Source organism: Halomonas sp. BM-2019 (assembly GCF_017584085.1).
The window spans coordinates 3,269,584-3,283,328 of sequence record NZ_CP071922.1 but is presented as its reverse complement, the minus strand read 5'-3'; the positions used below and the strand labels follow the sequence as shown (position 1 = coordinate 3,283,328).

15 protein-coding genes and 1 pseudogene are annotated in these 13,745 nt (G+C 68.6%); 10 read left to right on the top strand and 6 right to left on the bottom strand.

From position 1 onward, the window contains the following. Window positions 1–257: 257 nt before the first annotated feature. The 4 genes from alr (at window position 258) to J5F18_RS16305 (ending at window position 3,629) form a co-directional block, all read left to right on the top strand. Window positions 258–1,379, top strand: a complete 1,122-nt coding sequence (gene alr, locus J5F18_RS16320; RefSeq protein ID WP_346299598.1) for an alanine racemase — start codon at window positions 258–260, stop codon at window positions 1,377–1,379. A gap of 78 nt (window positions 1,380–1,457) precedes the next feature. Continuing rightward, the gene (gene lpxL / locus J5F18_RS16315) at window positions 1,458–2,375 is read left to right on the top strand and encodes an LpxL/LpxP family Kdo(2)-lipid IV(A) lauroyl/palmitoleoyl acyltransferase (RefSeq protein ID WP_346299597.1); all 918 of its coding nucleotides are present in this window, start codon (window positions 1,458–1,460) and stop codon (window positions 2,373–2,375) included. A 335-nt stretch (window positions 2,376–2,710) separates the two neighbouring features. After that, complete coding sequence (locus tag J5F18_RS16310) at window positions 2,711–3,259, top strand: PRC-barrel domain-containing protein (protein WP_346299596.1); 549 nt, start codon at window positions 2,711–2,713, stop codon at window positions 3,257–3,259. A 214-nt stretch (window positions 3,260–3,473) separates the two neighbouring features. Next, window positions 3,474–3,629, top strand: coding sequence for a DUF1328 domain-containing protein (locus J5F18_RS16305; protein ID WP_346299595.1), 156 nt, complete (start codon window positions 3,474–3,476; stop codon window positions 3,627–3,629). 90 nt (window positions 3,630–3,719) lie between these two features. Here J5F18_RS16305 and ettA read toward each other — a convergent pair whose 3' ends face one another. The 3 genes from ettA to J5F18_RS16290 form a co-directional block, all read right to left on the bottom strand. Then, window positions 3,720–5,381, bottom strand: a complete 1,662-nt coding sequence (gene ettA / locus J5F18_RS16300; protein ID WP_346299594.1) for an energy-dependent translational throttle protein EttA — start codon at window positions 5,379–5,381, stop codon at window positions 3,720–3,722. 148 nt (window positions 5,382–5,529) lie between these two features. Then, complete coding sequence (locus J5F18_RS16295) at window positions 5,530–5,733, bottom strand: hypothetical protein (RefSeq protein WP_346299593.1); 204 nt, start codon at window positions 5,731–5,733, stop codon at window positions 5,530–5,532. A 182-nt stretch (window positions 5,734–5,915) separates the two neighbouring features. Further along, window positions 5,916–6,350 (bottom strand): PAS domain S-box protein, encoded by a 435-nt coding sequence (locus J5F18_RS16290; RefSeq protein ID WP_346299592.1) that lies wholly within the window; start codon window positions 6,348–6,350, stop codon window positions 5,916–5,918. 314 nt (window positions 6,351–6,664) lie between these two features. Here J5F18_RS16290 and J5F18_RS16285 point away from each other — a divergent pair, with 314 nt between their 5' ends. Together J5F18_RS16285 and J5F18_RS16280 are read left to right on the top strand one after the other, a co-directional pair. Beyond that, the gene (locus J5F18_RS16285; RefSeq protein ID WP_346299591.1) at window positions 6,665–6,955 is read left to right on the top strand and encodes a SelT/SelW/SelH family protein; all 291 of its coding nucleotides are present in this window, start codon (window positions 6,665–6,667) and stop codon (window positions 6,953–6,955) included. Further along, complete coding sequence (locus J5F18_RS16280; protein WP_346299590.1) at window positions 6,952–7,848, top strand: DMT family transporter; 897 nt, start codon at window positions 6,952–6,954, stop codon at window positions 7,846–7,848. Before J5F18_RS16285 ends, J5F18_RS16280 begins: the two co-directional genes overlap by 4 nt. Here the strand turns inward: J5F18_RS16280 and J5F18_RS16275 are convergent. The 3 genes from J5F18_RS16275 to J5F18_RS16265 are packed head-to-tail and all read right to left on the bottom strand — an operon-like array spanning window position 7,833 to window position 9,162. Beyond that, a complete protein-coding gene (locus J5F18_RS16275; protein ID WP_346299589.1) occupies window positions 7,833–8,180 on the bottom strand; it encodes a type II toxin-antitoxin system RelE/ParE family toxin in 348 nt (115 codons plus the stop codon). The two genes, J5F18_RS16280 and J5F18_RS16275, sit on opposite strands and share 16 nt — an antisense overlap. Beyond that, window positions 8,177–8,440 carry a type II toxin-antitoxin system Phd/YefM family antitoxin gene (locus tag J5F18_RS16270; protein ID WP_346299588.1) on the bottom strand — a complete coding sequence of 88 codons (264 nt, stop codon included), beginning with the start codon at window positions 8,438–8,440 and terminating at the stop codon, window positions 8,177–8,179. The genes J5F18_RS16275 and J5F18_RS16270 overlap by 4 nt, the downstream gene beginning before the upstream one ends. Window positions 8,441–8,481: 41 nt before the next feature. Continuing rightward, window positions 8,482–9,162 carry an arylesterase gene (locus tag J5F18_RS16265; RefSeq protein WP_346299587.1) on the bottom strand — a complete coding sequence of 227 codons (681 nt, stop codon included), beginning with the start codon at window positions 9,160–9,162 and terminating at the stop codon, window positions 8,482–8,484. Between J5F18_RS16265 and J5F18_RS16260 the strand changes: the two genes are divergently transcribed. From J5F18_RS16260 to J5F18_RS16245, 4 genes and pseudogenes are all read left to right on the top strand, one after another. Then, entirely contained in the window at window positions 9,161–9,871 is a 711-nt protein-coding gene (locus J5F18_RS16260) for an ABC transporter ATP-binding protein (protein ID WP_346299586.1), read from the top strand. The two genes, J5F18_RS16265 and J5F18_RS16260, sit on opposite strands and share 2 nt — an antisense overlap. Then, window positions 9,762–11,981 (top strand): FtsX-like permease family protein, encoded by a 2,220-nt coding sequence (locus tag J5F18_RS16255; protein ID WP_346302260.1) that lies wholly within the window; start codon window positions 9,762–9,764, stop codon window positions 11,979–11,981. Before J5F18_RS16260 ends, J5F18_RS16255 begins: the two co-directional genes overlap by 110 nt. Window positions 11,982–11,991: 10 nt before the next feature. Beyond that, window positions 11,992–13,419 carry a polyphosphate kinase gene (locus J5F18_RS16250; RefSeq protein WP_346299585.1) on the top strand — a complete coding sequence of 476 codons (1,428 nt, stop codon included), beginning with the start codon at window positions 11,992–11,994 and terminating at the stop codon, window positions 13,417–13,419. Between the two features lie 70 nt (window positions 13,420–13,489). Next, a pseudogene (locus tag J5F18_RS16245) lies at window positions 13,490–13,745 on the top strand (hypothetical protein); the annotation flags it as partial.

The window sequence follows — 13,745 nt, the reverse complement described above, 5'->3', positions numbered from 1 at the left end:
AGTCGATCCAGGCGGTCAACGCCTGGCTGCTGGAGGAGCGCGCCGTCTCCCTGGAGCTGCCGGCCGTGGGCAACGACGACCCGGTGATGAACATCGGCGAGCGCCCCCAGTCTCCATTCTGATAATTGACTGGCTGGCGCTGAATTTTCGAGGTTTTTCGCCAGGATTTGCCCTGTATTTGGTGGTTTTTTCCATGATATGGCCGGTTTGTCCATGGATAATGCCCGGTCTCTCCTCCCACTTCTTCAGGGTGTGCCATGGCCCGGCCGCTGATCGCCGATATCGACCTCGATGCTCTCCGTCACAACTACCGTCTCGCCCGTGACCTGGCGCCCCACAGCCGGGCCGTGGCCGTGCTCAAGGCCGACGGCTATGGTCATGGCGCGGTGGCCTGTGCCCGCGCCCTGGCAGACATCGCCCCCGCCTTCGCGGTGGCCTGCATCGAGGAGGCGGTGACCCTGCGCGAGGCGGGCATCGCGAGGCCCATCGTGCTGCTCGAGGGCATCTTCGAACCCGCCGAACTCGACCAGGTCGAGGCGCTGGGCCTGTGGATGACGGTGCACAGCGACTGGCAGCTGGAGGCGCTGCTGGCGCGGCGGCCGGCGCGTCCCATCCCGGTGTGGGTCAAGGTGGACTCCGGCATGCACCGGCTGGGCTTTCCCCTGGAGCGGGCGGAGGCGGTGTGGCAGCGGCTGGCGGCGGCGCCGGCCCACGCCTGCGACCTGCACCTGATGAGCCACTTCGCCACGGCGGACCTGGTCGATACCGGCTACTTCAGGCGCCAGATGGCGCGGCTCGCGGCCTTGGGCGAGCGGCTCGGCGCGCCGCTGTGCCTGGCCAACTCGCCGGCCACCCTGGCCTGGCCCGAGGCCCATGGCGCCTGGAACCGCCCCGGGGTGATGCTCTACGGCAGCGATCCCCTGGAACTCGCCAACGCGGCCAGCCGCCGCCTCGAGCCGGTGATGACCCTGCGCTCCGAGCTGATCGCCGTCCGCGAGCTGCCGGCCGGCGAGCCGGTGGGCTACGGCGGCCGCTGGCTCACGCCGCGGCCCTCGCGGATCGGCGTGGTGGCGGCCGGCTACGGTGACGGCTACGATCGCCACGCGGTGGACGGCACCCCGGTGCTGGTGGCGGGCCAGCGCACCGCCATCGCCGGCAAGGTCTCCATGGACATGCTCACCGTGGACCTCACCGCGATTCCCGAGGCCGACATCGGCAGCGAGGTGGTGCTGTGGGGCAGGGCGGCCAACGGCCGGGTGCTCTCGGTGGACGAGGTGGCCCGCCACTGCGATACCATCAGCTACACCCTGCTCACCGGGGTGCTGCCGCGGGTGCCGAGGCGCTATCATGGGGGGCACTCGGGGACAGCCCCCCGCTGATATCGAGACACTCAGGAGTTCTGCCATGGAGAGCATCGAGAGGGAGCCGTCTCCCTATCGAGGGGGGGGCCTCCCCCGATGAGCCGCCGGAAAGCCTATCCCGACTCCTTCGCGCATCCCCGTTTCTGGCCGACCTGGCTGGCCATCGGCGCCATGTACGTCGGGGCCTGGCTGCCCTGGCGGCTCAAGCTGTGGCTTGGCCGCGGCCTGGGCCTGCTGGTCTACCGCCTGGTCAAGCGTCGCCGGCATATCGTCGAGACCAACCTGCGGCTCTGCTTCCCGGAACTGGATGACGAGCAGCGTCGGCGGCTGGTGCGCGAGACCTTTATCGCCAACGGCATCGGCCTGCTGGAGACCGCCACCGGTTGGTGCCGGGATCCCGAGCACCTGCGCCACCGGGTCACCTATCGGGGCCATCACCACCTTGCCCAGGCCCTGGCCCAGGGCAAGGGGGTGCTGGTGGTGGGGATCCATTTCTCCACACTGGACCTGGGCGGGGCGCTGCACTCCCTCTACTTCCCGTCGGACGTGGTCTACCGGCCCCACAACAATCCGCTCTTCGACCGTTTCATGACCCGGGCACGCAGCCACATCTTCGGCCAGGCCATCGATCGCCGCGACCTGCGCGGCGTGGTGCGCCGGATCAAGGAGGGGCATATCGTCTGGTATGCGCCGGACCAGGACTACGGCCGCGACGTCAGCGTCTTCGCCCCCTTCTTCGGCATCGAGACCGCCTCGATCCGGCTCACCGCCAAGATCGCCCGGATGACCGGAGCGCCGGTGGTGCCGTTGATGTTCCACCGCAACCCCGACGATCGCACCTACACCATCGAGTGCCATCCGCCGCTGGAGGGCTTCCCCAGTGGCGACGAGGTGGCCGACGCGGCGCGGATCAACGCCTTCATCGAGCAGGCGATCCGCAAGCACCCGGAGCAGTACCTCTGGCTACACCGGCGCTTCAAGACCCGCCCCGAGGGCGAGCCGGGCTTCTATTGAGCCGTTACCCGTCACCGCACGGCAACACGCGTGCCGGAGTGCCCCGGGCTGGCCCGGCAGCGCTGTCACCTGGCTGTTCGATCTGACTCATGTGTCATTCCTCACCAGGTGCCGTGGCCGGAAGTCGCCTGGACGGGCGGCTTTCCAACCTGATGTCCCGTCTGCAATATGCTGATAGAAAAGCTATTTCACTCCCCGCCGAATACCTGGCATGGACTGTGCTTCGATCATTATGCAAAGGCAGGATAGGCGAAGGCCTATCCGAGGAAGCCAGCCTGATGGGTCGTCATCGCACCCTTTATTCTCGTGAATCAGTACCCTGGAGGTGCAGTCTTATGATGTCCAAGGAATTGCTCAAGAAAATCGGGATTGTTGGTGTGTCGTTCGGCCTGGTGGGCAGCCCGCTACTCTTTGCCGCAGAACATGAGGGGCTCGAGCCCGATGCGCCCGAGCAACAGCAACCGGCCGATCCCGCTACCCCGGCTGATCCGGGTGAACCGGGCGAACCGGCGACTCCGGCTGATCCGGCGACTCCGGCTGATAATGATGAGGATGTCGATACCGAGGAGGCAGGGTTCCTGTCTAGCAAGGAGGAGAATCAGTTCTTTGCCGATGACCTTACCGGCCAGAGCATCAAGAGCCTTGTCGAGGACGACGAGGAGATCGGCACGATTGATAATGTGTTGCTCAATGAGGATGGCGAAGTGGTCGCGGTTACCGTCAGCGTCGGCGGCTTCCTTGGCATGGGTGACAAGACTGTCGCCATCGAGTGGGATGCCTTGGAGCTGAGCAGAGACGATGATGGCGACTATGTCATCAGCGCGAGTATCAGCCAGGATGAGATTGAAAATGCAGAAGCGTTTCAGGCCGACCCTGATGAATAGTCGGTCATGACCGGCTTGTCGTCCCGTGCCCGTGATAGCGGACGTTGTTGACGGCAACACGGCAAGGGCCATCAGGCCCTTGCCGCCACGTCACCGCGCCCGAAGACAAGGGCGAACAGCCAGTAACTTGACCCCCGCGCCCGGTCGACCGAGGCTGAGGCAGCCGGGCCGGGACTTTCGTCGCCACGGCGACCCTACAGCCAAGGAGGCCTGTATGCTAGGCAACGCCTTGTTGTTCCTGATCATTGCCATTATCGCCGGGGTTCTGGGGTTCACCGGCATCGCCGGTGTGGCCACTACCATCGCCCAGATCCTGTTCTTCTTGTTTCTGGTCCTGTTCGTGGTATCGCTGATCTTCGGGCGACGCTGACCGTCCTGCCCCCCGGTCGATGCGACCTTACCAAAAGGCCCCACCTTTCCGGTGGGGCCTTTCTGCTCTGCGCGGTGAGGACGGGACGCCTCAGGCATCGATGCGCTTGTACTTCATGCGGTGCGGGGTATCGTCGCCAACCCGCTTGCGATGGTCCGCCTCGTACTCGCTGTAGTTGCCCTCGAAGAACTCCACGTGGGAGTCGCCCTCGAAGGCCAGGATGTGGGTGGCGATGCGGTCGAGGAACCAGCGGTCGTGGGAGATCACCAGGGCGCAGCCGGGGAAGGCCAGCAGCGCCTCCTCCAGCGCCCGCAGGGTCTCGATGTCCAGGTCGTTGGAGGGCTCGTCGAGCAGCAGTACGTTGGCGCCCTGCTTGAGGGTCTGGGCCAGCTGCAGGCGGCCGCGTTCCCCGCCGGAGAGCTCGGAGAGGCGCTTCTGCTGGTCGTTGCCCTTGAAGTTGAAGCGCCCCACATAGGCTCGCGAGGAGACCTCGTAGCCGTTGATGTTGAGCATGTCCTGGCCGTCGGAGACGGCTTCCCACACCGTCTGCTTGTCGTCGAGGCCGTCGCGCAGCTGCTCCACGTAGGCGACGTCGACGGTATCGCCGACCACCACCTCGCCGGCGTCGGGCTGTTCCTTGCCGGTAATCAGCTTGAACAGGGTCGACTTGCCCGCGCCGTTGCCGCCGACGATGCCGACGATGGCGCCCTTGGGCACGCTGAAGCTGAGGTTCTCGTAGAGCAGCTTGTCATCGAAGGCCTTGGCGACGCCGTGGAACTCGATGACCTTGTCGCCCAGGCGCGGGCCGGGCGGAATGTAGATCTCGTTGGTCTCGTTGCGCTTCTGGAAGTCGCCGGACTGCATCTCCTCGAAGCGGTTGAGGCGCGCCTTGCTCTTGGCCTGGCGCCCCTTGGCGTTGGAGCGCACCCACTCCAGCTCGTGCTTGATCGCCTTCTGGCGCGAGGCCTCCTGCTTGGATTCCCGCTCCAGGCGCTGCTCCTTGGCCTCCAGCCAGGCGGAGTAGTTGCCCTCGAAGGGGATGCCCTGGCCGCGGTCGAGCTCGAGGATCCAGCCCGCCACGTTGTCGAGGAAGTAGCGGTCGTGGGTGATCGCCACCACGGTGCCGCTGTAGTCGTGGAGGAAGCGCTCCAGCCAGGCCACGGACTCGGCGTCCAGATGGTTGGTGGGCTCGTCGAGCAGCAGCATGTCGGGGCTAGCGAGCAGCAGGCGGCAGAGCGCCACCCGGCGGCGTTCACCGCCGGAGAGGTGGCCGACGCGGGCCTCCCAGGACGGCAGGCGCAGGGCCTCGGCGGCCACCTCGAGCTTGCGCTCCAGGTTGTGGGCGTCCGCGGCCTCGATGATGTTCTCCAGGCGCGCCTGCTCGGTGGCCAGGGCGTCGAAGTCGGCGTCCGGCTCGGCGTAGGCGGCATAGACGACGTCGAGCTTCTCCTGGGCCTCCTTGATGGCGCCCAGGGCCTCCTCGACGGTCTCGCGGACGTTCTTGTCGTCGTCGAGCTGCGGCTCCTGGGGCAGGTAGCCGACGTTGATGCCCGGCATCGGACGCGCCTCGCCCTCGAACTCGGTGTCGACCCCGGCCATGATGCGCAGCAGGGTCGACTTGCCGGCGCCGTTGAGGCCCAGCACGCCGATCTTGGCACCCGGGAAGAAGGAGAGCGAGATGTCCTTGAGGATCTGCTTCTTGGGGGGCACGACCTTGCCCACCCGATTCATGGTGTAGACGTATTGCGCCATGGAGTTCCACTTGGTTGGAGAATTTGGCTGACCCAAGATGATAGAGCCCGAGACCGAGGAAGGCCAGCCGCGGGCCTGCTCGCTCTCGGGCCTATCCTGCCTGGCGCTCGGCGCTCGGCGCTCGGCGCTCGGCGCTCGGCGCTCGGCGCTATTCCTCTTCCTCGTCGACGGCCCAGTCGTCCTCGATGGCGCGTCGCAGGCGGCGCTCCTCGAGCAGGGCTTCCACGCGGCGGCGGGCGCGCAGGGTGTCGGCGCGGCTGGTGCGGGGACGAACGTACTCCTCGTCGTTCACCGCTTCGGAAAAATCCGCCTCGTCATCGAGGCTCGGTTCGAGAAGGTGTTCACGGCCCATGCGACGTCCTCCCATGGCCAGGGGTCGACTCGACGTCGACGCTTCACACGATCGCTTCTCGTCCGCTCTTGATGACCTCTGGGTGCGGAGCCGAAGCGCCCAGGCAGCAAAGTGGCTGCCTGGGCGCTATATATCGTTACCGAAGCGGAAGTACAAGCCCCTGCCGGCAGTATTTTTTTCGCTCAGTCCAGGCCGTGCTCGGCCTTGAGGCGCTCGAGCTCCTGCTGGGCCTCGACGCGCTCGGTGACATCCTTCTGCACGCCGATGTAGTAGGTCAGGTTATCGTCGTCGTCGTGGACGGGGGTGATGGAGAGCTCGTTCCAGAACAGGGTGCCGTCCTTTCGGTAGTTGCGCAGCACGGTGCGACACGGGCGTCCCTCGGCCAGCGCCTGGCGGATGGTGGCCAGTCCCGCCTGGTCGCGATCCTCGTTCTGCAGGAAGCGGCAGTCCTGGTAGAGGATCTCGTCGGCGCTGTAGCCGGTCAGGCGCTCGAACCCCTTGTTCACGTAGATCAGGATGTTCTCGTCGCCCTCCTGTTCGGCGACCACGATGCCGTCTTCGGAGGCATCGACGATGCGCTCGAGCAGTTCCGGGCTGATCAGGGGGGATCGTTTCATGCTGGGTGTTCCTGTCGCGGATCCTGTCCAGGCCGCCCGGGCGGGGCGACGGCGGTGGGCACTTCACGGCTGCTGACACATCATGGCCAGACGGCCAGGGGATTTCAACGCGGCGGGCCTATTCGACCTCCGGCAGGCGGCTGGCGCTGGCGGCGGCGGCCAGCGCCATCGTCCGGGATGTCCCGGCACATGCGGCTATCCTCTTCGCCGGTCAACCACTCGAAGAGGCGGGACTGGTTGATCTCGGGGGCGGCCATGGGGGGCTCCTCGCTGGTAGGATGGTCGGCCCACATTGTCGCGACAGGAAGGCCACCGTGTCACGTATTCGCATCCACTACTGTACCCAGTGCCAGTGGCTGCTCCGCAGCGCCTGGCTCGCCCAGGAGCTGCTCTCCACCTTCGGCGAGGAGCTGGAGGAGGTCGCCCTGGTGCCCGCCCACGGCGGCTACTTCGAGATCTTCTACGACGACGAGTCGCTCTGGGAGCGAAAGCGCGACGGCGGCTTTCCGGACAGTCGGGAGCTCAAGCGTCGGGTGCGCGACCGCCTCGCTCCCGGCCGCGACCTGGGGCATATCGATCGCCCCGGCCACGCACCCGGCGCATGACCCGCGACGGCCAGGCGATGCTCTTCGGCCTGGGCGCCGTGGCGCTCTGGTCCACGGTGGCCACCGCCTTCAAGGTGGCGCTGGGCTATATGTCGCCGCTTGAGCTGATGTGGCTCGCCTCACTGGTCTCCTGGGCGCTGATCGGCGCCCTGGTGGCCCGCCAGGGCCTGCTGGGCCAGGCGCTCGGACGCGGCTGGCGCACCGCCGCCTGGGCGGGGCTGATGAACCCGGTGGCCTACTACCTGCTGCTGTTCGGCGCCTATGACCGCCTGCCGGGCCAGGAGGCCATGGCGCTCAACTACACCTGGGCGCTGGCCATGGCCTTTCTCGCCGTGCCGCTGCTCGGCCAGCGGCTGACCTGTATCGACGTGGCGGCGGGGCTGATCGCCTACGCCGGGGTCTGGGTGATCGCCACCCGTGGCGCGGTCTTCGACGTGGCCTTCGCCGACCCCCTCGGCGTCGCCCTGGCGCTGGCCTCGACGCTGATCTGGGCGCTCTACTGGCTGCTCAACGCCCGCGACCACCGCCCGCCCCTGGTGGCCCAGTGGCAGAACTTCAGCGTCGGGGTGCCGGTGCTCACGGTGCTGCTGCTGGCCGGGCCGGGGCTCGCCTGGCCCGGCTGGGCGGGGTTCTCCGCCGGGGTCTACGTGGGGCTCTTCGAGATGGGCATCGCCTTCGTGCTCTGGCAGCTCGCGGTGCACCGGGTGTCGCGCACGGCGAAGGTCTCCACCCTGATCTTCCTCTCGCCGCCGGTGTCGCTGCTGTTGCTCTACCTGGTGGTGGGCGAGCCGATCCGGGTCTCGACCCTGGTGGGGCTCGTGCTGATCCTGGGCGGTCTGGCGCTGCAGCAGTGGCAGAAGGCGCCGGCGCCCGCGGCTCACGAGAGCAGCTGATACTCGAAGAGCAGCTGCTTGAAATCCTGGCGCTGGTGGGCGAAGAGGTAGACCGAGACCTGTGGTGGCTCGTTCCAGATACGGTAGATGACGCGATAGCCGTCGATCAGCAGCTCGCGGTAGTGGCTGATGCCCAGCTCCAGGGCCAACCGGCAAGCCGGGTAGGCGCCGGGGCGCTCGGCAAGGCGTTGCAGGGCGGCACCGACGAGTCGCTGGGTGTAGGCGTGTGCCTCCGCCGGTGCCCACTCCTGGTGATCGATCAGGAAGTGACGACAGCTGCGCAGCGACCGAAGGGCAGTATCTTCGAGGGTGACGAGAAGGGGAGGGGTCACAGCCGTTCGCCCAGCTCGGCCCTCTCATCCTCCTTCAACCGGGCCATGAACTCATCGGCGCTCATGGTCTTGCCCGCCTCTCGGCTCTTCTCGCCCAGGCTCAACAGCTTGAGCAGGGCGATGGCCTGCTCGCGGCGCTCATGGGCGGCATAGGATTCTATGACGTAGGTGGGCTTGCCCTTCTGGGTAATCGTCAGGGGCTCCTGGACATCGAGCGTCGCGGCATGCTGTTTCAGGTAGCTGATGGTTTCGGTGCGCATGGCTTTCCCCCGGTCGAGCGTGATGGTCCAATTTTAGTCCATCAATGGTCCGGCTGCGAGCCGCTGGCCAGGGCCAGGCCGCTTTCCTCCAGCAGCGCGGCGAGCTCGGGCCAGACGTTCTCCAGGATGATCGGCTGGGCCTCTGCGGTAGGGTGGATGCCGTCGCCCTGCATCAGCCCGGCTTCCAGGGCCACCCCCTCCAGCAGGAAGGGCACCAGCGGCAGGTCGTAGTCGTCGGCCAGGCGGGTGAACACCCCGGTGAAGGCGTCGCGGTAGGCCTGGCCGTAGTTCGGGGGGATGTCGATGCCGAGCAGCAGCACCTGGGCCTCGGCCTCCTGGCTCGCCTCGATCATGCGGCGCAGGTTGGCCTCGAACTGCCCCGGCGGCAGGCCGCGCAGGCCGTCGTTGCCGCCCAGCTCCAGCAGAACAATGTCGGGGGTGTGCTGTCCGAGAAGCTCAGGCAACCGGCTGGCGCCGCCGGCGCTGGTCTCGCCGCTGATGCTGGCGTTGACCACCTGCGCCTTTCCGTCGAGCCGCGCTTCCAGCAGACTGACCCAGCCCTCGTCGGCCTCGATGCCGTAGGCCGCGCTCAGGCTGTCGCCCATCACCAGCAGGGTGGGGCGCGCCTCGGCCCGGGCCGTGAGCGCCGCCAGCGACAGCAGCAGGGCGAGCAGCCAGGCCGAGGCCCAACGATTCGGAAAACCAGGGAATCCCTTCATCATGAACGATACCTCTCGCATGGACATGACGCCGATTCTACATGCCGAGCACCTGACCAAGCAGGTCAGGAGCGGCGACCGGCAGCTCACCATTCTGAGTGACCTGGCCCTCTCGGTGTTCCCCGGCGAGTCGGTGGCGATCCTCGGCCAGAGCGGCGCGGGCAAGTCGACCCTGCTGGGGCTGCTGGCCGGGCTCGACCTGCCCACCGGCGGCGAGCTCACGATGTTCGGGCAGCCCCTCGCGGCCCTTGACGAGGACGGCCGGGCCCGGCTGCGCGCCGGCCGGGTCGGCTTCGTGTTCCAGAACTTCCAGCTGCTGCCCACCCTCACGGCGCTGGAGAACGTGATGCTGCCGCTGGAGCTCTCGCCGCGTCCGGGCACCCAGGCGCGCGCCCGCGAGTGGCTGGAGCGGGTGGGGCTGGGCGAGCGCCTCGACCACCTGCCCAAGCAGCTCTCCGGCGGCGAGCAGCAGCGGGTAGCCCTGGCCCGGGCCTTCGTCACCGGCGCCGAGCTGGTGTTCGCCGACGAGCCCACCGGCAACCTCGACCCGGACACCGGCGAGCCTCAAGGTGGTGGATCGCCGCTACCCGCTCTACGGCGGGGTGCACGTGGATCTCGGCGAGGGCAGCGAGGTGGTGGCCCGCGGCCCGGCGGCGGGGGAGGCGTGGCTGGCGCCGCGCCTGGCGCTGCTGCTCGAGGCCGAGCTCGGTGACCGGGTGCAGGTGGGGGAGACCGAGCTGACCGTGGCCGGACTGGTCGAGCGGGAGCCCGACCAGTCCGGCGGCTTCGCCAACTTCAACCCGCGGCTGATGATGCATGCCGATGACCTGGCCGCCTCCAACCTGGTGCAGGACGGCTCGCGGGTCTCCTATGAGCTGCTCGCCGCCGGGCCGCCGGACATCATCGACGACCTGGCGCCACTGCTGGCCCAGCTGCGCCGCGACGGCATCGAGGTGCGCGACGTGCGTCGCGACCGTCCCCAGCTCGGCAACGCCCTGGAGCGCGCGGAGCGCTACCTGAGCCTGGCGGGGCTCGCCGCCGTGCTGCTGGCCGGTGTGGCGGTGGCCATGGCCACCCGGCGCTATGTGGATCGCCACCTGGATACCGCGGCCTTGCTGCGTTGCTTCGGCGCCACCCAGGGAGAGCTGGCGCGGCTGTTCAGTCTGCAGCTGCTGTGGCTGGCGCTGGCCGCCTCGGCGCTGGGGGCGCTGCTGGGGCTGGCCGGCCAGGCGGCACTGCTGGCGCTGCTCACCGCCTTCCTGCCCATGGAGCTGCCGCCGCCCGGCGCGCTGCCGCTGTGGCTCGGGGTCTTCACCGCGCTCGCCGTGCTGGTGGGCTTCGCCGGTCCCACCCTGCTGCGCCTCAAGCGGGTCAGCGCGCTCAAGGTGCTGCGCCGCGAGCTCGACCCGCTGCCCGCCGCCGCCTGGCTGGTGGTGGCGGTGGCCAGCGCGGTCTTCGGTGCCCTGCTGTGGCTCTACTCCGGCGACCTCGGCCTCTCGCTGGGCCTGCTGCTGGGTGGCCTGGTCATGCTGGTGGTGCTCTGGGGGCTCGGCTCGCTGCTGCTCGCCTTCGTGCTGCGCCTGGCCGCCCGCCTGCCGCGCCGCGGCGGCGAGGCCGATCTCGTCCAGGCGCTGCGCCTGGGTGGGGCCCAGCTGGCACGGCGGCGCACGGCGAGCCTAGGCCAGCTGCTGGCCTTCTCGGTGACCTTCTTCGCCATGGCGATGATCGCCCTGGTGCGCGGCGACCTGCTCACCACCTGGGAGGCCCAACTGCCGGAGGACACCCCCAACTATTTCGCCATCAACATCCAGCCCCACGAGCGCGAGGGCTTCGAGGCCGCCCTGGGGGATGCCGCCGATGCGCGCAGTGCCCTCTACCCCATGGTGCGCGGACGCATTACTGCCATCAACGACCGGCCGCCCCGGGAGGCCGTGCCGGCGGACGCTCGCGGCGACAACACCCTGCGCCGGGAGCTCAACCTCACCTGGCGCGAGACCCTGCCGGAGGGCAACCGCCTGGTGGCGGGGCAGTGGTTCGATACCCTGGAGGGCGCCGAGCCCGGCGGCTGGCTGGGGGAGGTGGCCACGGAGCCGGCGGTCACCCGGGTGCCCATCTCCGTTGAGGATGGCCTGGTTGCGCGCTTCGGTCTCGCCCTCGGCGATACCCTGACCTTTACCATCGGGGGCGAGGTGATCGTCGGCGAGATCTCGAGCCTACGCGACCTGGACTGGGACAGCTTCCGGCCCAACTTCTTCGTGATCTTCCCCCCCGGGGTGCTGGAGCGCTTCGGCCACAGCTACATCACCGCCTTCCACCTGGACGCCGAGGAGAGCGACACCCTGCGCGAACTGGTGAGGGCCTTCCCCGGGGTCTCGCTGCTCAACGTCGACGCCATCCTCGGCCAGGTGCGCGAGCTGTTGACCCAGGTGACCCGTGCCGTGGAGCTGGTGCTGGTCTTCGTGCTGCTGGCCGGGGTCAGCGTGCTCTACGCCGCCCTGACCGCCAGCCGTCCGGTGCGGGCCCACGAGAGCGGCCTGCTGCGGGTGTTCGGCGCCGGCAATCGCATGCTCTCCCGGGTGCAGGGGGCGGAGTTCGCCATCCTCGGCCTCGCCAGCGGCCTGATGGGGGCGCTGCTGGCGGAGCTCGCCACCGCCGCCATCTACCTGGCCTGGTTCGACCTGACGCCGCGCCTGCATCTCTGGCTCTGGCTGGCCCTGCCGCTGGGCGGGGCGCTCTTGATCGGTACCATCGGCCACCTGCTTTCCCGCGGCCTGCGCCGTCAGGCCCCGGCGGCGAGCCTGGGCCTGCTGGGCGAGACCTGAGGGGAAACGCATGAAGGAGGAGGCCCTGCGCTACAGGCTGCTGGATGCCCAGCTTTCCCTCGCCCGTGAGAAGGAGCGGGCGGTGATCCTGTTACTCTCCGGCCATGCGGTTACCCACAAGGGGGTGGTGGTCAACCGCCTCAACCACTGGCTGGAGAACCGTCATACCGAGGTTCACGCCCTGGGACCGAGCAGCGAGGAGCAGTCGCGCCCCTACTGGTGGCGCTACTGGCGACGGGTGCCCGACCGCGGCCGTCTCGGCATCTTCATCCACGGCTGGTATGGCGATGCGCTCTTCGCTCGGGCCGAGCGGCGGCTCTCGCCGGGGGCCTTTCAGGATCGCCTTGCCGAGATCCGTGCCTTCGAGGCTGAGCTTGCCGCCGAGGGGGTGGTGGTGCTCAAGCTGTGGACCGACATCGGCCGCCGCGAGCAGCGTCGCCATCTGGAGGAGCTGCAGCTGGATCCGGCCCGCGCCTGGCAGGTGGGGCCCAACGAGTGGCAGCGCCATACCCAGCATGCGGTCATCGAGGCGATCGGACGAACCCTGCGCGATGACACCGAGGCGCCCCATGCCCCGTGGCGGCGGCTGCCTTTCCGTGCGCCGGGCGAGCAGCTCACCCGGGTGGCCCGATCGCTGCTTAGTGTCATGGAGTGCCCACCCGAGCCGCCGGCCACGACGCTGTCGACGCTGTCCGAGGAGGCGCCCGGGATACCCTCGCTGCGCCGCGTCAGCGCCGCGGTGCACGAGCCTATCGACAAGGCCGCCTACCGCGAACGCCTGGCCCATGGCCAGGCCCGCCTGGCCAACAATGCCCGGGAGCTCGCCCGGCGGCGCATCCCCGTGGTGATCGCCTTCGAGGGGCATGATGCGGCGGGGAAGGGCGGCGGCATCCACCGGGTGACGGCGGCGCTGGATGCCCGCCAGTATCGGGTGTATCGGATCGGCGCGCCCAGCGACGAGGAGCTGGCGCTGCCCTGGGGCTGGCGCTTCTGGCGCCGCCTGCCCGCTGACGGGCGCATCGCCCTCTTCGATCGCAGCTGGTACGGGCGGGTGCTGGTAGAGCGGGTCGAGGGGCTGGCCAGCGAGGCCCAGTGGCAGCGCGCCTATGGTGAGATCCGCCACTTCGAGCAGCAGCTGTTGAAGCACGGCGGCGTGATGATCAAGCTGTTCCTCGCCATCGACAAGGAGGAGCAGCTCAAGCGCTTCGAGGCCCGCGCCGCGACGCCCCACAAGCGCCACAAGCTCACCGACGACGACTGGCGCAACCGCGAGCGCTGGGACGACTACCAGCGTGCTATCGACGAGATGTTTGCCCGCACCCACGCCCCAGGCGCCGAATGGTCGCTGATCGCCTGCGACGACAAGCGCCGGGCCCGGCTGGCGGTGCTGGAAGGCGTCAACGAACGACTCGAGGCGCGCCTCGCCTCCGCCGTCTGAACACGGCGGCTGAACCCGCTATGCTCTTTCTCACCGAGCCCCCTTTTCACGATCACACAGGAGGTGATCCATGTCTTATCCCATCTGCACCGCGGCGCGCCTGGCCTTGCCCCTGACCCTTATCCTGGCCCCGCCGGCCCTGGCCGCTACCGACCGCCTGGAGGCCGACCTCCAGGCCTTCTTCGCCGGCGAAGGCGTGCTGGAGATCGGCGAGCTCTCCTCGGCGCTGCTGCGCAGCCGCGTGACCGCCGAGGACCTGCGCTTCGAGAGCCACGAGGGCGAGCGGCTTGCCATCGACCGCTACGTGGTCCGCGGCGACTATGACC